The following is a 21,679-nucleotide window of genomic DNA, read 5'->3' on the forward strand; positions in this document are numbered from 1 at the left end:
CGACCGGGTTGTTCGGAGCCTACGGATTCTCCAGTATCGTCCGCATGCGCAGAAGAGCAACGTGGTCACCGTCCCCGAGAGCTCGCTACTCGGTGCTTACATGATCCGTCGAGCGAGCAAGTCACAGGGGTGGTTGGTGACCATGCGAACGGCTGAGCTCACCGTCCTGTCGCCGTCCTTTCGTCCCGCGATGGGGTGGTGGTGAGGTGCTGCCGCATGTCTACCGGGTTACGAAGTACGACCCTGCCGCCCGCGATGAGCGTGGTCACTATGTCGGCGGCGAGGACTCGATGAGCGATCATGGGCCGGTCGAGGCCGCCTATCTGGCGGCCGTGGCCGCCTTCGCGCACGACACCGGAGTCGAGCGTCTTGACATCCGCGAACCGGAGGTGGCCGGCCTGGCGAATTTTGGGCTTGAGGCTCCGGTCGACGGATACGGATTGGCTGGGCTGTTCCCGCCTGACCTATCGGGATATCACGACGGCGCGCAGGTGCCGGTGACCGTCGGGCTGGAACTGGTCCGGGCCATGCTGCGCGACAACGGCGCCTGGTCTCGGCTGGAGGTCGAAGACCGGTTCTTCGTCCACGTCGGGTACGACCAGTACGTGTATGTGGGGAGTGTCGTGCCGTGTGAACGGGCGCAGGCTCTCGCCCGTGAACTGGGACTGTTCCCTGAACGGATCGACGCATCTCCCTACGAACTGGAAACAGAGTCCGGCGAACAGCGCCTCGCTGACGATGACTTCTGGGCCGCCGTGTCTCTGAAGATTTTCCGGGAAGGGGCGCTGCTCCTGCAGGAGTGCTACGTCGGCAACGCCTCCCGGTGGCATCGCCTCACCTGCGCCGACATCGACCGAGTACGTGCCCGGCTTACCCCGCGCGCCCGGCTGACCGTGTGGCCGGACCTGTCCACCGACCTAGAGGCGGTTGTGGCCGCGTTCCCCGAGGACGGTTTGGTCGAACTCCTCTGGCAGGACCCCGCAGGACACATCACCAGCCGAATCGGTGACGAGGAACAGTTCGCCGAGCTGGTCGCGCTACTGGTCCATGCGCGCGCCGCGGCGGTGATTCCCCTGACCGTGGATGACCGTCACCCGCTGTTTGCCGCGGTGCTGCCCGACAGCGACGGGGTGCTGCGTGCCCGCTGGCGAACCGAGCCGACATCGAGCGAGTGAGTCGGCAACCCGCAAACCGAGAGCCCCGCTCACGCCCGGTCGGCCGCTGCGCCCCCTTCGAGGTGCTCGGGCCGGGGCCATCGGGCGGTCCGGGCGGCCGATCCAGCGTCTTCGAGGTCGGCCGCAGCGTCGGGTTCCCTGACGGGCCTCGTTCTCTAGCGCGCTACGCCTGGTGAGGTGGGCGGCCACCGCCCGGCAAAAAGCGGCCGGATGCCGGGCGGTGGCCACCGGGCGCGGCAGGCGGGAGGCTCGGCATCCCGGTGACCGGGCCCTCGCAGGAGAAGCCTGGGGAAGTCGCCTGCGTTCTGCGGAACTCAGCAGGTGGCGAGCATGTTCTGCAGTGCGGCCTGGTCGACGCTGAGCTGGAACCGGTACTTCACGTCGGTCCAGGAGCAGGCGTAGGTGCAGTGGAAGGAGACCAGCGGCGGCTTCCGCAGGCCGGGGTCCTTGTCGCCCTTGGCCTGGTTGACGTTGTCGGTGACCGTCCACAGCTGCGGGCTCTCCAGGTCGTTGGCGAACTGGCGGCGGCGGGCGGTGGTCCAGGCGTTGGTACCTGAGCGCCAGGCTTGGGCGAGCGGGACCATGCGGTCGATGTCCAGATCGTCGCGCTGGGTCCAGGTCGCCCCGTCATAGGGACTGGTCCAGGTGCCGGAGACAGCCTGGCACTGCCTGTTGGTCTGGACGTTGTCGCCGTCGCGCTTCAGTACGGTCTCGCGGGTGTTGCACGCTCCGGAGATAGTGATCCAGTGCGGGAACCGGGCCCGGCTGTAGCCGTCCATGGATCCCTCGGGGCCACGGTCAGCTCGGCCAGATGGGCGCGGGCGGCGTCGGCGCCGGGAGGCGGCGGGACGGCGGGAGCCGTCGGCGCGGCCGGTGCCGCCGAGGCGGGCACGGCGAGGGCGATCGGCGTCGCGGCGGCGACGGCCAGGCCGCGGAAGCGGGGACGACAATGACGGCGGGAGCAGAGCGCATCGGGGCCTCTTCCGGGGGGAGCCAGCGGGGGGGGGACATCCACACAACGAGGCGGGCACCCCCACGGCCCAGGAGAAAAGTGACAGCAGCGCACCGCGGCGGCCACCGCCCTGTGACTCGCGCGGTCTGGGCCCGGCTCAGGCGGCTGCGCGCTGTGCGGCGATCCGGCTCAGGGCACCTGGACGCGTTCGGTCTCAGAACTTCGCCGATCAGTGGTGGGGAAATCTGGACCGGACCCACCACGGGGTAATCGTTGAACCGGGATTCAGTTGCCGCCAAGAAGCCGAGTTGATCTCGGTCCCGACTACGCAAACAGCAGATCATCCGGCAGATGAAGCGAGATAAAGCGTTCTGGCGGGATTTCCTCGTGGCACGCCTCAGCTCCGAACCGACGATCGTCGTGCGGGACATTAGACACTCCCGGTGAGTCCGCCAGTGCTGGTGATGGTGTCGGGGGCTCCACCGTGGCTGAAGGCGCGGATGCTGCCATCGCGGGCGGCCGGGACGCAGGCGGTGGTCCGAAGGGGGCGGGCCGGGGTGTGGAGGGAGGCGGCGAGGGAGCCGATCAGGGTGGTCAGGCGGGTGAGCCCGGCCTCGAACGACGAGGCGGCCAGGCACTCGACGAGGGCGGTGCCGACGATGACGCCGTCGGCGGAGGTCGCGACTCCGGCGGCGTGGGCCGGGGTGGAGATGCCGAAGCCCACGCAGACAGAGGTGGTCGTGACCCGGCGCACCCGGTCGACGAGGTTCTTCGCCTGGGCGACGTCCACCTCGCCGGAGCCGGTGAGACCGAGACGGCCCGCCGCGTAGACGAAGCCGGTGCAGGCCGAGGCGATGCGGGAGATCTGCTCGTCGGAAGCGTCCGGGGGGACGACGAGGATCCGGGCGAGCCCGTGCGCGTCGGTGCTCGCCGTCCATTCCGGCGCCCTGCCGCCGGGCAGGTCCGGGACGATCACCCCGCAGCCTCCCGCGATGGCGAGGTCGCGCGCGAACCGCTCGGCCCCGTACCGCTCCACGGGGTCCCAGTACGTCATGCAGACCACGGGGACCGCCGCGGAGGCGAGGGCCGCCACGGCGGTGAACAGGTCGGCGATCCGGGTCCCGCCCCGCAGCGCGTTTTCGGTGGCCTGCCTGATCACCGGTCCGTCCATGACCGGATCATGGTGGGGGAGGCCGATCTCGACGATGTCGACACCGGCCTCGACCATGGCGAACATGGCCTCGATCGAGCCCGGCACGCTGGGATGGCCGATCGGCAGATAGCCGATCAACGCCGGCCGGCCCCGCTGTCGCTTGGCGGCGAGAACGTCCTCCAGCCATGCGCGACCGTCCCGCTCGCTCATCCGCTACCCCTTCCGGCGCCCGGCTCACCCGTAGTCGATCTTGGACATACTGTGGGATCCGAACCACTTTCGGGAAGGGGTTTAGCGTTAACAATTGTTGCGTTCGGTGAACCTTCCCCTCCGACTCGTGGTCGCCGGGGTTGGTCCGACGGGTTCCTGGCGGAACATCCAGGCGGGCTCCTTGCTGCTCGGCAGCCGCCGGATGGTCGAGGTAGGGCGGGCTTTATCGTCGTGCCGGCGGTACTGCTGCTGGCGACGGGCCCGGGTCCGGCCTGGAGGATGGTGGGGTCGCCGACCTTGGCCGCCGTTACCTGGCCACCACGCCAACACATCCATGCTTTCGGATGCTCAGGGCCGGCGCAGCTTGGCCGCGTGCGATCGGGCGGTGGTCGCGGTGGCCGTGTCGCCGAGGGCTTCGGCCACGTCGGCGTGCTTGAGCCAGTTGAACGGGCTGGAGGGTCGTACGCTGATCCGCTCGCTGACCAGGACGCGGGCCAGGTCGAGGCGGCCGGAGCGGAGGGCGGCCTCCAGCAGGGTCTTCTGCATCGCGTCGCGCTGCGCGTGGCTGCCGCCGAATTCGTTGACGTGGTGCCTGATGGGGGCGAGGAGGTCGACGGCGGTGGTGTGGTCGCCGCGGCCGAAGGCCACCAGAGCGCGGCAGACCGGAAGGCCGACGCGTGCGGTCATCGCCTGGTTGGTGACGTCGGGCAGGGGAGCGGCCAGGTAAGCCTCGCGGTCGGCGATCAGCCGGTCGGCGTCGCTGAAGCGGCCGGCGCCCACGAAGGACATCACCGCGTGCATGTCATTGAACGCGTAGAAAGGCTCCCGGGCTTTGGACGCCCAGGCGTCGGCCAAGGCGTTCCACCTCGCGGTCTGGTCATCGCCTTCGAGAAACAGGCGCCAGAGCAGGGCGGCGGCGTCCAGCAGTTCCATCGCGGTGCCAGTCGAGTCCGGGCCGTGGAGTACGGCGTCGTAGATCTCCAGTGCCCGGGCCGTGTCTCCGGCCTCCAGTGCGTAGAGCGCGTAGTGCCACCATGCGTGCACGTTGAAGAACGTGCCGGTCGACCAGTCGGTCAGACGTTCGTCCATGTAGGCGATTCCTCGCCGGAATCGGCCTTGCATCTCGTAGGTGTGGACGACCGCGTGGATGGCCCACACGTCCTTGGGGTCGAGCTCGACCGCGCGCTGGCCGACCTCTTCCGATCGGTCGTAGTGCCCCGCCTCCTCCAACCCGAAGGCGTACATGCCGAGCAGGGGACCGAAATGCCGGTCGGTCTCGCTCCATGCCGTCAGCGCACCGCCGACCCGGTCGCGCAACGCGCGGGCGTCCCCGGTGAAGTAGTCGATCTGATGGCCGACGAACAGCGCGAGGACGTCGCGCGGGTACTCTTCGCTGATCTTGCCGAGCAAGCGGCCGCAGCCGGGGAAGTCGCCCTCCAGCAGGCGTTCGAGCGCCGCGACGTGTGCCCGCTCCCGGGGGAGGAGCCCGGAGCCGTCCACGCGCGACCGGAAGCGCCGGAACCGCTCCGCCGCGGCCCGCGCGTTGTCGGGCTCGGTGCTCAGCAGTTCGAGGTACGCCGACAGGACGTTGCCCAGCAGGAAGTCGGGATCCGCTTCGAGTGCCCGCTTCGCTTCGGCGTCGACCTCCGGGCGGAAGTGCAGCAGTTCATGGATGGCGTTGTCGTAGTGTTCGAGTGCGGTGCGGCTGCACGCCCGAATGGCCAGCCCGTGCTCGTCGGTCTTCATGGCTGTCAGGGGTCCGTGGGACGCTCGACGTCCGCCCAAAGGCTGGGAAGGTTGACCACGATTCCCTCCTGCGTACTGCGGGCGATGACCACGACTGCCTCCTCGTCGGGGGAGGGGTTCTCCTCACGATGCGGGACATAGGGCGGGACGAAGATGTAGTCGCCAGGCTCGGTTTCGACGCGGACCTCCTCGGCGTCTTCGGCGAAGACGAAGACCGGGCGGCCGGAGACGATGTAGATCGCCGTTTCCGCCTCGCCGTGGTGGTGGTCGCCTGAGCTGGTCGCGGGCCCGACGTGGGTACGGCCCATCCAGAGCCGTTCCGAGCCCACGCTCCTGCCCGAGATCGCCTCGTACCTTCGCATTCCCGAGGTCTGTGCGGTGTCGGGATCCAGGCCGGCGCCGCGGACATGCTCGATGCGGCCGTGCCAGGCGGCCGTCCCCCGTGCGCGATCAGTCACTTGTGTCCCTTTTGTTGGCCGTTTCAGTACGGAGGCACCCCGGCGCGCCCCGGTTCCTCGAGGCGTGCTCGTGGTCGTCGCCGTCCAGTCCGAAAGGGCGCGGGGTGGAGGCGGAAGAGATTCTTGTGAGGACGATTCAGCCTTGCATGCGGTACTCCGTCCGGGCAACGGGCCCCGCTGGGTGGCCTGCCTGAATGGACGCACGGCCTGGTCCAGGGCCAGGTCTGCGGATCCGTCTTGGGAGTAACGGCTCAGTTCGGTGGCCCTAACCGGCTCGCGGTGTGAAGTGACGGGGTGAAGCAGCAGCGCAAGCGGCGGTCCGCGGAGCGTGGGGTGCTGGTATCCGCAGAATCCGAGCCGTTCTTCCGCATGCCCGGCGGCCGCGATGGACGGGGCCGGCTGTGCCCTCAGCGCCAGCCGAGTTCGGGTGCCACGTGAGTCAGGATGTTCTCCAGGACGTGTGCGTTGTAGTCCACACCGAGCTGGTTGGGGACTGTGAGCAGCAGCGTGTCCGCGGCCTGGACGGCCTCGTCGTTGGCGAGTTGCTTGACCAGCACGTCCGGTTCGGCCGCGTACGAGCGCCCGAAGATGGCCCTGGTGTTCTCGTCGATCATTCCGATGTGGTCGCCCGAGTCGGCGTTCCGGCCGAAGTAGGCGCGGTCCAGATCGCTGGTCAGCGCGAAGATGCTGCGACTGACCGACACGCGCGGCCGGCGTTGGTGTCCGGCGTCCTTCCACGCCTGCCGGTAGGCCTCGATCTGCTTGCGCTGCTGGACGTGCAGCGGCTCGCCGGTCTCATCGTCCTTGAGCGTCGAGCTTTGCAGGTTCATTCCAAGCTCGGCCGCCCACACACTGGTGGCGTTGGAGCCCGAGCCCCACCAGATGCGGTCGCGCAGCCCCTCGGAATGCGGCTCGATACGCAACAGCCCGGGTGGGTTGGGGAACATCGGCCGCGGATTCGGCTGGGCGAAGCCTCTGCCCTGCAGCACGGTGAGCAGTACCTCGGTGTGCTTGCGTGCCATGTCGGCATCGGTGTCGCCATCGGACGGTTCGTACCCGAAGTACCGCCACCCGTCGATGACCTGTTCCGGTGATCCCCTGCTGATGCCGAGTTGCAGCCGCCCACCGGAGATCAGGTCGGCGGCCCCGGCGTTCTCGGCGAAGTACATCGGGTTCTCGTAACGCATGTCGATCACCCCGGTACCGATCTCGATACGCGAGGTCTTCGCGCCGATCGCGGACAGCAGCGGAAGGGGAGAGGCCAGCTGCTGAGCGAAGTGGTGCACTCGGAAGTAGGCGCCGTCGGCACCCAGTTCCTCCGCCGCCACGGCGAGGTCGATCGACTGCAGCAGTGCGTCCGCCGCCGACCGGGTCCGCGAGCCCGCGCCGTCACTCCAGTGGCCGAACGAGAGAAAGCCGATCTTCTTCACACTCACTCCAACCATCTCAGCGCCTACGAGATTCCAGCACGGCTGACCACACGCGCCACCCACGGTCCTCGACCGTCACACACCAGACCAGCGGGAGCTTTCTGTGATCACCGGATCGTGCTGTGCAGGGCGTCGGCCGCTTGTGCGGGCACCTTGAGAGTGCGTCGTCGACGAGGATTTATCTTGACGTGAGCCCGCATACAAGTGTGGCGCGCGGGAGTGATCTCCGTGCGGCCCACGGTCGCCTGGCGGACTCAAGGGGTGACTTCACCGCCCGGGATCTGGCCGCCTGATGCCGCCGGGACATGTTGTCAATCGCGATCGTTTGCCGACGCTTCCGAGCCGGTCGGCTGGTTCGGGCAGATCGCGGCCTCTATGTGGGCGAGTTGGACGGCGAGGATCTCTTCGAATGCCGCGTGGCGGTCCACCCCGAGAGGGCGGATGTCGCGGGCGAAGTGAGCCAGAGCCGGGAAGCGTTCGGGGTCGGCGCCGAGCACCGTGACGCGGAACAGCTCCATGCCCTGTTCGTACTCTTCGGGGGTGAGGGCGCTGACCCCGGCCTCGGAGGTGATCAACGCGGCGACGAGGACCGCGATCCGGTGGCAGCTCGCCGGGATCTCCTCGTCGGGCAGTCCCGACGCGCGCAGAGCCTGCAGCATCTCTTCCGTGATCATCCGGGAACCGGTGCCGCCTGAGGCGTAGCGTCCCCAGACCGCGGCGAGCTGGGGGTGCCGGCCGAAGGCCTCTCTCACGCGCAGGGCCAGGGTCAGGATGCGTTGCTTCCAGTCGCCTTCGGGCCGGTAGCCGTCCATGGCGGTCAGGAGGAACCGGTCGGCGACCGCGCGCAGCAGTTCGGTCTTGCTGCGGAAGTGCCGGTAGAGGCTGGAGGAATCGGTGCCGAGCACCGCGGCGAGCTTGCGCACGCTGAACGACTCGGCGTCGCTCGTGCGCAGCAGTTCCGCCGCCGCGTCCAGGATCTCCTCGGTCGACCAGCGCCTTCGACCTGCCATCTTGCTCCTCTCGCCAGGCCCCAGCCTAGCCTATGCACTTGCTGTTGCACTTGCCGTTGCACGCACCGCGTGCATAATGAGTGCATGAGCGTCCCGGACGGCCGGGCAGCGGTCGGCTGACGTGTTCCGCGAGCGGTCAGACCGATGCGGAGCTCATTCAGAAGAAGGCGAAAGGGCGTATGTCGTGAGGAACCCGCTGGATCCCGCAAGGCTGAGCACCGCCATCGAGAACGTCCACCGCGCCGGGATGCCGGGCCTGTTCGCCGAGGTGCGCGACGGCGAGCAGGTCTGGCGCGGCGCCGCCGGGGCCGCCGACCTCGCGACCGGCCGCCCCGTCACCGCCGACATGCGGCACCGGATCGGCAGCATCACCAAGACCTTCACCGCCGCCGCGGTCCTGCAACAGGTCGACAGCGGCCAGATCGGGCTCGACGCGCCGATCGGCCGCTACCTGCCGAAACTGGTTCCCGGAGAACGCGGTGACGCGATCACAGTCCGGATGCTGATCAACCACACCAGCGGCCTGGCGGAGTACCTCCCCTACGCCTACCCCTCCCTCAAGGCGTTCCCCGATCTCGCAGAGTGCAGGCCGCGGAGCCTGGACGACCACCGGCTCACCCGGTTCGACTCCACCGAACTGATCGAGATGGGGGTCACCGCACCCGCGGCCGGCGCCCCTGGCGGCACTCCGGGGCTGTATTCCAACACCAACTACCTGCTCCTCGGTCAACTTCTGGAACAGGTGACCGGTGTTGCGGCCGAGAAGTACATCACCCAGAACGTCATCGAGCGCGCCGGGCTCCAAGGCACCGAATTCCCCGACGGGCCGCAGATCAACGGACCGCACTCGCAGGCCTACGAGGCGTTCTTCGGCATGATCGACCCGCCGCGCGACTACAGCGTCTTCGACATGTCCTACGCGGGGCCGTCGGCCTCGCTGATCTCGACCGTGGCCGATCTCAACCGCTTCTTCGGCCTGCTGCTCGCCGGCGAGATCGTCAACCCGTCGTCGCTGGCGCAGATGCAACGCACCGTCCCGGTCATCTCCCAGGAGGGCAAGGAGATCGAGTACGGCCTCGGCCTGTACCCGATGGAGGTGACCGGCGGCGGCACCTTCTGGGGGCACGGCGGCACGACCTGGGGGTCTGGAGCGCTGTCCATGATCAGTGGGGACGGCGGGCGGCAGATGTCGGTCGCGGTGAACCTGCAGAGGTGGAACGGGCTCGACTCCTCGGGCAGGCCGCAGCCCCACCCCATCGACGACGCGCTCACGGCCTTCTACCGCGTGGCGATGTTCGGCTGATCGGGCCGGGGAGAGTCCCTTTCGCCGAGCCGACGAGCATGCCGGGACGGGAGGGGCGGGCCGGCGATGTCGTCGTCCGGCTGACGAGGGTTCACCAAGACAGGAGAGCGATGACCACGACCGACTTGGCGCCGACGAGGGAGCAGCCCCCACCCCCACCGGACGCCGATGACACGGTGGGACGGTCCGTGGCGGGGCTGCTGCGCCCCTACCGATGGAGCTTCGCCGCCGTTGTCGTCCTGCAGGTGATCGGCGCCGTCGCGGGCCTGGCACCGCTGCTGGCGGTCGCCGAACTGGGGCGCAGCCTGCTGGCGCCCGGCCCGATCGATCACGACCATGCCTGGTTCGTCGCGATCGCCGGTGCGGCCGGTCTGTTCGTCCGGCTGCTGTTCACGGCCGCATCATCTGGGATCGGACACCTCCTTGACGGCCGGGTCCAACTGGCCCTTCGCCGGCGACTGGCCGCGCGGCTGGGACGCGTGCCGATCGGCTGGTTCTCCCGGCGCCGGACCGGCGAGCTGACCAAGGTGGTGGGCGAGGACGTCAGCGCCGTGCACCCGTTCATCGCCCACGCCCCCGGCGAGCTCATCGCCGCGTTCGTGGTGCCACTGATCTCGCTGGTCTACCTGTTCACCATCGACTGGCGGCTCACGTTGATCACGCTGATCCCGGTGACGCTGGCAGTGGCGCACGTCCCGCTGATGATGACCCCGGCCCGGCTGCGCGAGGAGAAGCAGTTCGATGCGGCCATGGCGCAGATCGCCAGTTCCGCCGTCGAGTTCGTCCAGGGCATCTCGGTGGTCAAGGCGTTCGGCGCCGCCGGGCGCGCCCACCGCAGGTTCCGCACGGCCACCGACGATTTCGTCGGCGTCTTCTACCGCTTCGTGCGCGGCCTCTCCGTGATCGCCGCCGGAATGCAAACGGTGCTGTCTCCGCCGTTCGTGCTGCTGGTCGTCCTGATCGGCGGCACCGCCCTGATCACGACCGGTGGCCTGCCCCCGGCCGACCTGCTGCCCTTCCTGCTGCTGGGACTGGGCCTGACCGCTCCGGTGGAAGCCCTCATCGCCCACAGCTTCGACGACCTGCAGACCGCCAGGCGCGCGATCGGCAGGATCCGGGACGTGCTCGAGGTGGCGCCGCTGCCGGAGCCCGCGCACCCGATCCCGCCGCAGGGCCACCGGCTGGAACTGCGTGGCGTCCGCTTCGGCTACCAAGACGATCACGAGGTACTGCGCGGGATCGACCTGGTCCTCGAACCGGGCACGGTCACCGCGATCGTAGGGCCCTCGGGCAGCGGCAAGTCCACGCTGGTCCAGTTGCTGCCGCGCTTCTTCGACCCGACTCACGGTTCGGTCACCCTGGGCGGCGTCGATCTGCGCGAGCTCAGCAGTCATGACCTCTACCGGATGGTCTCCTTCGTCTTCCAGGACGTGCGCCTACTGCGCGCTTCGGTTGCGGACAACATCGCGCTGGCCGTACCGCATGCCGACCTCGACGAGGTGATGCGCGCAGCCCGAATGGCGAACATCCACGATCGGATTCTCGAACTACCGCACGGCTACGACACGGTGCTCGGGCAGGAGGCCGGGCTGTCGGGCGGCGAGACGCAGCGGATCGCACTCGCCCGCGCCCTGCTCGCCGACACGCCCGTCCTGGTACTGGACGAGGCGACCGCCTTCGCCGACCCGCAGACCGAGCAGGCGGTACGGCAGGCATTGGCGGCGCTGGAGGGCGATCGCACGATCCTGGTCATCGCCCACCGCCTGGAGACGGTCGCCGGCGCCGACACCGCCGTGCTGCTGGACCACGGGTCGATCGTCGAACAGGGCAGGCCCGCCGACCTTCTGGCGGAGAGCGGAAAGTTCGCCGCCTTCTGGCAATCCAAGGAGTACCGATGATCCGCATGCTGCTGCGCGTCCTGGGCCACGATCACGCCCGGCCAGTGCGTCGCACCGTGGCCTTGATGACGATCACCGCGATCGTCGAGGGTTTGTCCTACGCCTTGCTGGTTCCCGTGCTGCGGGCCCTGTTCGGCAGCGACCCCGAAGACGCGCTGCCCTGGCTGATCGCGTTCGGAGGCGCGGTCACGGTCTACGCGGTGCTGCGCTATGTCAGTGACCTGTTCGGCTTCCGCGCCGGAACCACGCTGTTGCGCGGCATGTACCACCGTCTCGGCGACCACCTGGCCCGGCTGCCCCTCGGCTGGTACAGCACCGGCCGAGTCGGAGAGGTGTCCGTCCTGGCCGGCCAGGGCGTGCTGCAGACGATGGGCGTGATCGCTCATCTGCTGGGACCCTACATCTCCGCCCTCGCCACCCCCGCGACGATCGTCGTCGTGATGCTCGCCTTCAATTGGCAGCTGGGGCTGGCCGCGCTGGTCGCCGTACCGCTCGTGGCGGCGATCCAGATCTGGACCGGCCGTTCGATGGCCGCGGGCGACGCCGACCGCCACGAACGTGACACCGAGGCCACCGGGCGGGTCATCGAATACCTCCAGGCTCAACCGGTGCTGCGCGCGGGCGGCCGGAGCGCCCAACGCTTCGCGTTGCTCGACAACTCGCTTCGGGAACTTCAGCGCGCGTCCCGCCGTACCGTGCTGTCGGTGTTGCCCGGCATGATCGGCTTGACGCTCGTGGTGCAGGCGATGTTCACCGTGCTGCTGGTGCTGGGCACTTACCTCGCGCTCGGCGGGGCCATCGGCGCGGCAGAGGTGCTGGCGATCCTGGTGCTGGCCGCCCGCTGCGCCGATCCCCTGCTGTCGCTGGCCGACATCGGCGGCAAACTCCGAAGCGCGCGCTCCGAACTGGCCAGACTCGACGCGGTCCTGCACACCGAACCGCTGCCGGAAGCACCGGAACCGATCCAGCCGGTGGGCCATGGCATGGAACTGGAGGCCGTCGCCTTCCAGCATGGCGACCGCACGGTGTTCGACGATCTGTCGTTGTCCGTGCCCGAGGGACACCGGCTCGCCGTGGTCGGCCCCTCAGGCGCGGGCAAAAGCACCCTGCTGCAGCTGCTCGCGCGGTTCTACGACGTGGACGCGGGCGCGGTGCGCGTGGGCGGCGTGGACGTGCGCGCCATCGGCACCGAGGCGTTGATGGCGCAGATCTCCATCGTCTTCCAGGACGTCTTCCTCTTCGACGGCACGATCGAGGAGAACGTGCGGCTCGGCCGCCCCGACGCCTCCGAAGCCGAGGTACGGGCGGCGGCGAGCGCCGCGCGGCTGGACGAGGTGATCGAGCGGCTGCCCGGCGGCTGGGCGGCACATGTCGGCGAGGGCGGCACGCTGCTGTCCGGCGGTGAACGCCAGCGCGTCTCGATCGCGCGGGCCCTGCTGAAGAACGCGCCCATCGTGCTCCTGGACGAGGTCACCTCCGCACTGGACCCGGTGAACGAGGCTGCTGTCCACGACGGCATCGAACGCCTGATGGCCGACCGGACGGTCGTGATGGTCGCGCACCGGATGCGAACCGTCCAACGCGCCGACCGCATCGCCTTTCTCGACGGCGGCCGGATCGTGGAAGAAGGACGCCACGACGAGCTCCTCCGCCGCGCCGGCCGCTACGCCGATTTCTGGAACGCTTCACTAACACCGGCAGCACATGACTGAACCGGTAATCGCCGCCCTGCCGGTAGTGGTGGGTGGCTGTCGTCAGCCATGCGGACCTCGGTAGGCCACCCGGCGCGGCTACTGCAACGACCTGTTGGCGGACTGGGTGCGGGGACCGCGAGCTCGGCAACAACCTTTTTCGTCGGCTGCCTTGAGTCGGACTACATCTGGGGCCGCTCGCGGATGAGCGGGGCCGCCGACGACCGAGGGTCCGCCCGTCCCGCGCCAAAGCTCGCGCGTCCGCGTCCTGGCGGTGCTCGTGCTTGCTCGCCGGCCGGGACGGTGCCGTCGTGGAGCCTGGTGTTCAGCCCGCAGGAGGCGAAGCCCATCCGCAGGTAGGCGCTGATCGCGGGGGCGTTGATGTTGCTGACCTCAAGCCCACTCCGGCGGCTCGACCTCGCCGGCGTCGTCCGCGAGCGCGCCGCCTGACGAGCATGGTTCTTCGGATCGTGCTCGCCGGGTGCGTTTGGCTCAGGTGTTCGGGTCGCTGTCGTGGATCGACGCCATGGCCGGGAAGTCTCTGTGAATCTGGGCTGAGTTGCCTTTTCGCGCAGGGGCTCAGTTCTACTTCTGGTAGAAGCCTGCCGTCCAGGACAGGCGTGTTAGGACTGAGGTGGGGCACCGACCGGGCGCTCCTGGGCGAAGGAGGTACCAGTGGGCTTCGACGTTGGAGCGATCCGGGTAGTGGCCTGCGACATCTTCGGGACGACCGTTGACTGGCGGACGGGGGTCGCCAGGCAGGTGGCGGCGATCGCTGCGGAGCGCGGTGTCGCGTTGGAGGGCGGGGCCTTCGCCGACGATTGGCGCGAGCGGTACCTGCCGTCGATGCAGCGGGTCAGCGGAGGTGAGCGGGAGTGGGTGTACCTCGACACGCTGCACCGGGAGTCGCTCGACGAGCTGCTGGAGCTGCGCGGTGTCGCGGACGCTTTCGACGAGGACGCGCGGCGGCGGCTCGTCCGGGCCTGGCATCGCCTGCCCGCGTGGGACGACTCGGTGGACGGCCTGGCCGGGCTGCGGGAGAGGTACGTGGTGGCGGCGCTGTCCAACGGCGGGTTCGCCCTGCTGACGAACCTGGTCAAGGGGGCGGGGCTGCCGTTCGACTGCATCTTGTCGGCAGAGCTCGCCCGCACGTACAAGCCCGAGCCGGAGGCGTACCTGACCGCTGTGCGGCTGCTGGACGTCGACCCGGCGGAGGTGCTGATGGTCGCCGCGCACAAGTGGGACATCGACGGCGCCAGGGAGGCCGGGCTCGCCACCGCGTTCCTGGAGCGTCCGCTCGAGAAGGGGCCCTCTGTCACCGCCGACCGAGCGGACGACGTGGAAAGTGACCTGGTCGTGCGCGGGTTCGGTGAGCTCGCCGTTCTGCTGGAGGCCGGTCCGCGGACCTGAGGTACGGGGCGGCCGCGCGGGCAGTACGACATCGACATCGACACCGCCGGCTGCCGTCCTCGGTGCTGGGTGGCGGGTGAGGGGATGGCGATGTCGGATCAGGGCGGCGTTGTTCGTAGCAAGAGTGAAGGGCCGCCCACACGGGCGCCGTCACGATCACGGGAGATGCTGACCGATGTCGCACCCACTGGCCAAGGTCCACCGGATGTCCGAGCTCGTCGAGCCGATCGGCGCCATCACCTTCTCCGAGGTGCCGAACGAGGAGTTCCTGGCCCTCGGCATGCGCAGCTACTGGGATGGATACTTCGCAGGCCGGGCCGCGCCGCTGGGCCTGGCACCGGCCGAGGTGGTGCACGCGGTCTTCTACAACTTCGCCGACGGCGAGGTGGCGCGGCACATCCCGTGGGTCTGGGGGAAGATCACCCCGCAGGAGGCGCTCGCCGTGCGCGAGCGGGGCAGCGCCGCCGCGCTGCGGCTGAGGATCGGGGAGCTCGCCGACTCCACCAGTCTGGTGCGGGTCGCCGATCTGGCCACCCGAGCCGCGGTCAGCGCGCCGACCGAGGGCCGGGCGCTGTACGCCGGGCTCCGAGCGCTTGAGGTGCCCGAGGAGCCGGTGGCCAGGCTCTGGCATGCGGCGACGCTGCTGCGCGAGCACCGCGGGGACGGCCACAACGTCGCCCTCGTCGCCCACGGCATCGGCGGCACCGAAGCCCACGTCCTCATGGCTCTCTCCCTCGGCATGAGGGCGGAGGAGTTCGGCCGGATCCACCATCTGCCCAAGGCGCAGTTGGCTGCCGTCGTCGACGGGCTGCGCGGCCGTGGACTCGTGGACGCAGCCGGCGGGTTCACCGACGCCGGCCGAGAGATCAAGGAGCGGATCGAGGCCCTCACCGACGAGCTGGCGGTGCAGGCGTACGACGTGCTCAGCGTCGACGAACTCGACGAGCTGATCGCGGGGCTCGAGCCGATCGCCGTCGCCGTACAGGCAACGGCTTCGTAGCGGGAACCACCGTCCTCATGGCCGACGGATCGGCCGAGCCGATCGACAAGATCAAGGCCGGAGACCCAGTACCGGCCACCGACCCGACCACCGGCAGGGGCTCAGCGCCATCCGGCCCGCGGCGGTGTCGAGATAAGGCTTGCTCTGAGCACCACGTAGGCGTGCAGTGGGGACGACTCGGCCTTCCAGGACGGCGGTGGCCTGGGCGAGCTGAGTGCCTTGCTCGGCCGCCCGGCCCTCCCTTGAGGGCGTCGTGACGAGCTTTTGGGCGTCACGTCCCTTGAGCCCTTGGACAACCATTCCTCGCCCGCGTCCCCAAGTCACTGAACTCGGTACCGGAGTGGGTGTGCAGCCGAGCTCGTGCGGAGCGGGCGATCGAGACGGCGTGCTGGCCGTCCTACAGCCAGTGGTTCACCGGAGGCGTCAGCATGCTCTGGTCCGTCGTCGGCCATTTCGGCGGGTGTCAGGGGTGGGGGCGCCAGAATCGCGACCCGTGCGCCGACCAGGGCTTTCATCTCCAATCTCCTAACCGTAATTGATTAATGGACCAGGGCTTCCGGGGACTCGATCAAGATCATTGTCTGGCGCCCTCCCGGCGGCGCTTGCGCCTCGTCCTGAACGGCGGACGGTTTCAGTCGTGGCGAAGCAGAGAAGGGTTGCCGCGAAGCAAACAAGAATGGGGAAAAACCATGGATTCGGCATGCGAGAACTCGCGCATCCGACAATATGTTCCTCTCTACACGGGAGGAGACGTGCGTTCCGTCATCCGGACGGATGAGGGACGGGAAGGCTGGGACGCTCTCATGGAGTGCCCCGAGCGTGCCGTCCTGCTGTGGGACCTCAACGGGGCGGCCCAGGAGCTCTCCCCGCTCAATGGAATGCCGCAGCTCGACTCCGACGTTCGTCGGGAGCTCCCCCGAATGGGGGAACGGTACGCCGTCAATGGGGTTCTGACGGGATGGCCGTGCTACCAGGTCAGTGAGATCGGCCTGGCCGTCCCCGGCTGCCATGTCTGGGGGCAGCTCGCCTGCGAGCACTGGGACTGGCAGAAGCAGACCCACCGCGAGCTGGTGCCGCCCTCGTCCGGGCTGAGCATGGTCTACGCCAAGGTGCACGAGCTGGTGACGGAACTCCGTCTGAACCCCGAGTGCATCTACGCCAGGTCTCATTCGCTCGTCCTCCGCTATCCGGTGGGCACCGATCGGGAGGTGGTCGAGCGGCTGGTCGGCGAGCTCACCGATGTCACCGCGGCCGCCGGGGATCTGAAGCTGATGCAGGACCGCGGCGTGGTCAAGGTCGCGCCCGCGGAACTCGACAAGAGGGTCGCGCTCCGGCGGATCCTCAAGGAGTGCGTTCCGTTCGAGCCCTCCGTGATCATGGATGCGGGCGACGCGCCCGACAGGGTGATCATGGGCGAGCTCGACCGGATGCGCCGCGAGGAGGGCATCCCGACCTTCAAGGTGGGTGTTCGCAACCTGCGGGAGGGGGTCGACCTGTTCGTCCCCAGCCCGCCGCGGGGCGTTCTTCCGCTCATCCGGGCGTTGGGGGACGCACCCGTCCGATAGCGCCGGCTCCGTAGTCGATCCGACTGCCAGGCCGTCGCCGTTCCACCTGTGGCCCCCGGGACTTCCCGGGGGCCACTTCCCTGTGCCTCGCGGCGCTGCGGACGCCGTCACCCGATGGTGCGGCGCGGCTCTGGCGGTCGAGAATCACCGGATGCATGAGGTGAAACTGTCCGACGGGATCGTCACTCTGTCCCCCCTGTGCCTGGACGATGCGGAGGCGCACCTCGCGGGGGAGGACGAGTTGCTCGTTCGTTGGCTCAACGGCGGTCCTGGCACGCGGGAGGGCATCAGAGCGTACTTCCGGCACTGCCGGGAGCAGTGGGACACCTCCGGGCCACTGCGCGCGTTCGGCATCCGGATGGGGGCTGACGAGGCGCTCGCGGGCACGATCGACTTGCGGTTCTCAGGAGAAGGTCTGGCGCCCGGCCAGGTGAATGTCGCCTACGGCCTCTATCCGCTCTGGCGAGGGCGTGGTCTGGCTACCCGCGCGGTCCTGTTGGCGTCCCAGTACGCGGCGAGTGAGGGCGGGACGGAAGCGGTAATCCAAGTGGAGCCGGAGAATCCCGCATCCGCCGCGGTCGCGCGGCGGGCAGGGTTCACCCCCAGCAAGCCGACGCACGGCAAGGACGGCACACGCTTCGACTGGTACATCCGGGACCTGCAGACCGCCGCCCGGTGACGACCAACAGTTACGGGACAGCCCTCAGGCTGGCCACGAGGTCTCCGGTTTCAGGTTCTTGATTACTGCGACGCGTGGGCTGGAGAGCGTCGGGATCCTCGGAGCGCGCGCAACTGCGTGTCATCGCCTGCCGGGCCGGCAGCCTGGTCGTTCCCGGCGCCTGACCACCGCCCCGGTGGGCGTCAGTTCGCGTCGCCGCTGAGATGGCGGACGAGGCGGACGAGCGCGGCGCGCTGGCCGTCGGGGTCGTTGTCGAGGTCGGGCATCAGCATCCGTCGGAGCTGCGGGGTGGCGAACCACCAGCCGGCCAGGACGATGACGGAGTACAGCAGTTCCCGCGGTGCGAGCCGGGTGTCCAGGCGCCCCGATTCCTGAGTCCTGGCCAGTGCTGCGATCTTCTCGGCGTAGTGCGCGGTCCGCTCCTCCTCGGCCACCACCGGCTCGCCTTCGGTGGTGTGCAGGCCCTCCCAGTGCAGCAGCCGGACGAAGTGCGGATGCGCGCGGTGGTAGTCGAAGACCTGCCCGGCGTACTCGCCCAGGTCGCCGGCCGCCTTCTCGTCCAGCGGCACGGCCTTGGCCAGGCGTTGCAGTTCCGTGGTCAGCACGATCGCGAACATCTGTCGTTTGTTGCCGAAGTAGGAGTAGATCCGTTCCTTGTTCACCCCGGCCGTGGCGGCGATCCGGTCCATGCGGGCCGCCTCGGGCCCGTAGGCGGCGAACTCGCTGACCGCGGCGTCGAGTATGAGCCGCTTGGTCTTCGCGGTGTCCCAGGCCATGACCTGAGCGTACATCAGATCCCAACTAGCGAGTTGGAACTTCTGCTCTCCTGTGGCAAACTCCAACTCGCGAGTTGGCTTTACCGAGCAACCAGGAGACGCCATGCCATCTGTCCGCCCCCCGTGCCCCTCCGTCGCGGCACCATCGATCCACCTGCGCGCCGTCTTCACCTGGCTGGCCGTCTACCTCATGATCATGACCACGCAGCTGCTGTTGGGTCCCCTGCTGGGCTCACTTTCACTGCCGATTCGAACGCTCGTGGTGACCGGCGTGGTCGTACCCACGGTCGTGTACGCGCTCGTCCCCGCGATCCTGCGGACCTACTGCGCCCTGCGTCGCCATGCCCGATGACGTCGAGGGCGCGAACCCCCGGCCGCGCGGCCGGATCTGCCCGAAGGAAGCGCAGGGGGCTGTGAGATCCGAGAGCCCACACGTCCTGCGGCCGGTGTCAGGCGAAGGAGAAGAGCGCGGCGGCCTGAACGGGCGTGCTCCCTTGGCGACGTCCGGGAACATCGTGGACGGTGGTTGCGCCTTCGGAGCGGAGCTGGTCGGCCCCGGCGTCTTGGGCCATGACGGCGGCGTAGGCGCGCACCTGCGCGGTGGTGAGGTCCGTGCGGCCTCGCTCGGTGTACTGCTGGAGGAGTTCGGTGACGTCCGGGTCGAATCGCAGTACGGTCACCGGGGCGTTGAAACGCGTGGCCAAGGCGATGAGCCGCAAGCGTGCCTGCGATGTGACGTTCGTCGACTCGGCGACTGCGGTGCGGCCCGTGGCGAGTCTGGCGGCGATCCTGCGGTCACGTTCCGCGAAGATCGCTGCGTCCGCCGCGTCGGATTCCGTTTTCGCAGGCGAGCTACCGAAAAGTTCCGCGCGGATCTCGTCGCTGGACACCACGGCTTCCGCATCGATCTGCCGGCGCTCGATCAGCGCCCGGACGAAGCTGGTCTTGCCCGAGGCTGGTGCGCCGACGAGGACGACAAGTCCTGCCGGCACCTGGATGACCGGACTGAGAGGGGTGTGAGGTGAAGGCTCCTGCGCGGTCGAGGGCTTCGTGTCGGGAGTCGACGGGCAGTCCGCGGGGCAGGTGCTCCTCGCCGGGCAACCCGGCTGCCATGCAGGCGGATCCTGTGCGGAAATGAACCGTGAACAGCCAGCGCTCGGCTTCGTCGCCGCCTCCTCTGCGATGCTCTCCTGGCGGACGTGCGGCTTCTTACGCCGGTCCCGCAGCGGCCACACCGGCCGGCCACCGAGGGCCAACCCTACTAATGATCAATGTGAGATCGGCGCGGCGCGAGCTGGCCGGCCTGCTCGCGCCGGTCTTGATGGTGAGCCTGGCGGCGATGTCGGGGCGGAGACGCCTTTGTCGCGGAGGGCCAGGGGGAGGGTGAGCAGGTCGTCAAGCGCACAGCTTCCTCCGCGTCAGACGCCTCGTGCCGTGGCCACCAGGTGTTCCAGTTCTCGACGCGCCTTTCGATCGCCGGTTCGAGGAAACGGGGATGACATGGGAACGACGGGACTGCGATCATGCGCGCCATGATCTTGTTGTTCTCGGGGGTGCGCCGTGCAGCCGCTGCGTCCGGCTGATCCGGCCTCGATCGGCGGCTATCCGCTGCTGGGCCGGTTGGGCGAGGGCGGGATGGGGCTGGTCTACCTGGCGCTGGCCGGAGGGGGCCGGCACATCGCGTTGAAGGTCGTGCGCGAGGGGTTGGACGATCCGCAGGTGCTGGCGCGGTTCCGGCGGGAGGCGCAGACCGTGGCGCGGGTGCGCAGCAGGTATGCGGCGGGGATGGTCGCCTCCGGCCTCAACGAGGAGCCGTACTGGCTGGCCACCGAGTATGTGCCCGGCCCGACGCTGCGCCAGGCCGTGCAGCGGTTCGGTCCGCCTCCCGCCGGCACCTGTGTGCGGCTGCTGGCCGCGCTGGCCACGGGCCTGGCCGAGGTGCACGCCCAGGGCGTGGAGCACCGCGACGTCAAACCCTCCAATGTGGTGCTGGCCCCCGATGCCCCCAGACTGATCGACTTCGGGATCGCGCGGGGCGAGGACCAGACGCAGATCACCCGCACCGGGGGCTGGAACGGCACCCCCGGCTATGTCGCGCCCGAGGTGCTGCGCCAGCAGGTGTTCGGGCCGCCCGCCGATGTGTTCTCCCTCGGGGTGACGATCGCCTACGCCGCCACCGGCCGTCCGCCGTTCGGGGCAGGTCCGGTCGAGGCGGTGCTGCTGCGCACCATCAACGAGGAACCCGACCTGGCCGGGCTGCCCGCCGAGCTGGCGGCACCGCTGGCGGCGGCGATGGCCAAGGACCCCGCTGATCGGCCCACCTCACAAGAACTGGCCGCGGCATGCGGGGCGCCTGCGCGAACATCCAAAGCCGATACCAGCGACCGTCCCGCCGCCCCACGCGGCCTGCAGGACGGGTTCGCCAGTGACTCCGCCTACCAGCACATCACCGCGCTGGCGGCGCAGCCGGTTCCGTCGGACGTGGCAACAGCGGTGCGGCAGGGACTGGTACCGGACGGCCACGGGAGGACGGGACCGCTGCGCCGCGCAGGCGTCATCGCCGGTGCCTCGGCCACCGTCCTGGTCATCCTGGGATCAGCGGTCGCCTTCCGCTACCTCGGCGGCGGGGACGGCGACAACGGCGACCGGCCGCCCACCGGCCGCCCCGCCGCCGGCGCGACGGTGACCGCCGCCTCCCGGCCGTCGTTCGAGGGGTCGGTCTCCGATCTGAGCGAGGGCAGCTCCGGCTTCGGCTCGTTCCTGAAGAACAACATCGGCCGCAAGGTGCGGCTCAAGGTCGGCCTCAACATGAACCTCAAGATCACCGACGGGAAGGGCGCCGCCATCGACACGAGCGGCGCCGAACACGACAACGTCATCTTCGAGGTCTGGTCCGCCTGCGAGGGCGGCCTTCCCAAGAACGAGAAGCCAGAAATCGGACGTTGCACGGCCTACCACGTGAACATCGGCAATGACGAGCGCCCCTGGAACGGGCTCAATTTCGTGCACGGCGAGTTCACCTTCCAAGGCAACTTCGAGGTGTCCGGCGGAGCGGACTACCAGGGCCTGGCCCTCTACGCCCTGCTCCCCGTGGCCGCCGACTGACCCCGCCGCCCAGGCCGCCACTGGTGCGAATTCCAGGACGTTCCCGCGATCGCCGAGGGTCTGACCCGAGAGCCCTTTCTCTCCTAATAGCCTGCCGCCGAAGAACGATTGTTCACCG

At 69.1% G+C, this 21,679-nt stretch carries 18 protein-coding genes; 10 read left to right on the forward strand and 8 right to left on the reverse strand.

Annotation, left to right across the window (positions count from 1 at the left end):
- Positions 1-206: 206 nt before the first annotated feature.
- Positions 207-1,175 carry an RNA-binding protein gene (locus AB0H37_RS16855; RefSeq protein ID WP_360613526.1) on the forward strand — a complete coding sequence of 323 codons (969 nt, stop codon included), beginning with the start codon at positions 207-209 and terminating at the stop codon, positions 1,173-1,175.
- A gap of 314 nt (positions 1,176-1,489) precedes the next feature.
- Here the strand turns inward: AB0H37_RS16855 and AB0H37_RS16860 are convergent, their stop codons facing one another.
- The 6 genes from AB0H37_RS16860 to AB0H37_RS16885 all read right to left on the reverse strand — a co-directional run bounded on the left by AB0H37_RS16860 (position 1,490) and on the right by AB0H37_RS16885 (position 8,134).
- A complete protein-coding gene (locus AB0H37_RS16860; protein WP_360613528.1) occupies positions 1,490-1,954 on the reverse strand; it encodes a hypothetical protein in 465 nt (154 codons plus the stop codon).
- Between the two features lie 603 nt (positions 1,955-2,557).
- Entirely contained in the window at positions 2,558-3,490 is a 933-nt protein-coding gene (trpA, locus tag AB0H37_RS16865) for a tryptophan synthase subunit alpha (RefSeq protein ID WP_360613530.1), read from the reverse strand.
- A 348-nt stretch (positions 3,491-3,838) separates the two neighbouring features.
- Positions 3,839-5,236, reverse strand: a complete 1,398-nt coding sequence (locus tag AB0H37_RS16870; RefSeq protein WP_360613531.1) for a tetratricopeptide repeat protein — start codon at positions 5,234-5,236, stop codon at positions 3,839-3,841.
- Positions 5,237-5,241: 5 nt separating this feature from the next.
- Entirely contained in the window at positions 5,242-5,694 is a 453-nt protein-coding gene (locus tag AB0H37_RS16875; RefSeq protein ID WP_360613533.1) for a cupin domain-containing protein, read from the reverse strand.
- A gap of 407 nt (positions 5,695-6,101) precedes the next feature.
- On the reverse strand, positions 6,102-7,124 hold the full coding sequence (locus AB0H37_RS16880) for an LLM class flavin-dependent oxidoreductase (RefSeq protein WP_360613762.1): 1,023 nt from the start codon (positions 7,122-7,124) through the stop codon (positions 6,102-6,104).
- 311 nt (positions 7,125-7,435) lie between these two features.
- On the reverse strand, positions 7,436-8,134 hold the full coding sequence (locus AB0H37_RS16885; RefSeq protein WP_360613535.1) for a TetR/AcrR family transcriptional regulator: 699 nt from the start codon (positions 8,132-8,134) through the stop codon (positions 7,436-7,438).
- Between the two features lie 184 nt (positions 8,135-8,318).
- Between AB0H37_RS16885 and AB0H37_RS16890 the strand changes: the two genes are divergently transcribed.
- The 7 genes from AB0H37_RS16890 (at position 8,319) to AB0H37_RS16920 (ending at position 17,680) form a co-directional block, all read left to right on the forward strand.
- Positions 8,319-9,437, forward strand: coding sequence for a serine hydrolase domain-containing protein (locus tag AB0H37_RS16890; protein ID WP_360613536.1), 1,119 nt, complete (start codon positions 8,319-8,321; stop codon positions 9,435-9,437).
- A 110-nt stretch (positions 9,438-9,547) separates the two neighbouring features.
- Complete coding sequence (locus tag AB0H37_RS16895) at positions 9,548-11,335, forward strand: ABC transporter ATP-binding protein (protein ID WP_360613538.1); 1,788 nt, start codon at positions 9,548-9,550, stop codon at positions 11,333-11,335.
- Positions 11,332-13,047, forward strand: a complete 1,716-nt coding sequence (locus AB0H37_RS16900) for an ABC transporter ATP-binding protein (protein WP_360613540.1) — start codon at positions 11,332-11,334, stop codon at positions 13,045-13,047. Before AB0H37_RS16895 ends, AB0H37_RS16900 begins: the two co-directional genes overlap by 4 nt.
- Positions 13,048-13,701: 654 nt before the next feature.
- Positions 13,702-14,436, forward strand: a complete 735-nt coding sequence (locus AB0H37_RS16905) for a haloacid dehalogenase type II (protein WP_329089428.1) — start codon at positions 13,702-13,704, stop codon at positions 14,434-14,436.
- A 175-nt stretch (positions 14,437-14,611) separates the two neighbouring features.
- Positions 14,612-15,436 carry a hypothetical protein gene (locus AB0H37_RS16910; RefSeq protein ID WP_360613542.1) on the forward strand — a complete coding sequence of 275 codons (825 nt, stop codon included), beginning with the start codon at positions 14,612-14,614 and terminating at the stop codon, positions 15,434-15,436.
- Between the two features lie 752 nt (positions 15,437-16,188).
- A complete protein-coding gene (locus AB0H37_RS16915) occupies positions 16,189-17,001 on the forward strand; it encodes a hypothetical protein (protein WP_329089432.1) in 813 nt (270 codons plus the stop codon).
- Positions 17,002-17,152: 151 nt separating this feature from the next.
- Positions 17,153-17,680, forward strand: a complete 528-nt coding sequence (locus AB0H37_RS16920) for a GNAT family N-acetyltransferase (RefSeq protein WP_360613544.1) — start codon at positions 17,153-17,155, stop codon at positions 17,678-17,680.
- Between the two features lie 182 nt (positions 17,681-17,862).
- Here the strand turns inward: AB0H37_RS16920 and AB0H37_RS16925 are convergent, their stop codons facing one another.
- Complete coding sequence (locus AB0H37_RS16925; protein ID WP_360613546.1) at positions 17,863-18,456, reverse strand: TetR family transcriptional regulator; 594 nt, start codon at positions 18,454-18,456, stop codon at positions 17,863-17,865.
- 103 nt (positions 18,457-18,559) lie between these two features.
- Here AB0H37_RS16925 and AB0H37_RS16930 point away from each other — a divergent pair, with 103 nt between their 5' ends.
- On the forward strand, positions 18,560-18,808 hold the full coding sequence (locus AB0H37_RS16930) for a hypothetical protein (RefSeq protein WP_329089436.1): 249 nt from the start codon (positions 18,560-18,562) through the stop codon (positions 18,806-18,808).
- Between the two features lie 97 nt (positions 18,809-18,905).
- On the opposite strand, the gene AB0H37_RS16935 is transcribed toward AB0H37_RS16930, so the two are convergent.
- Complete coding sequence (locus AB0H37_RS16935) at positions 18,906-19,448, reverse strand: ATP-binding protein (RefSeq protein WP_360613548.1); 543 nt, start codon at positions 19,446-19,448, stop codon at positions 18,906-18,908.
- 568 nt (positions 19,449-20,016) lie between these two features.
- On the opposite strand from AB0H37_RS16935, the gene AB0H37_RS16940 reads away from it, so the two are divergent.
- Positions 20,017-21,561: a serine/threonine-protein kinase gene (locus AB0H37_RS16940; RefSeq protein ID WP_360613550.1), complete on the forward strand. Its 1,545-nt coding sequence runs from the start codon at positions 20,017-20,019 to the stop codon at positions 21,559-21,561.
- Positions 21,562-21,679: the final 118 nt, after the last annotated feature.

This window comes from Actinomadura sp. NPDC023710 (genome assembly GCF_040639875.1).
Lineage (GTDB): Bacteria > Actinomycetota > Actinomycetes > Streptosporangiales > Streptosporangiaceae > Spirillospora > Spirillospora citrea.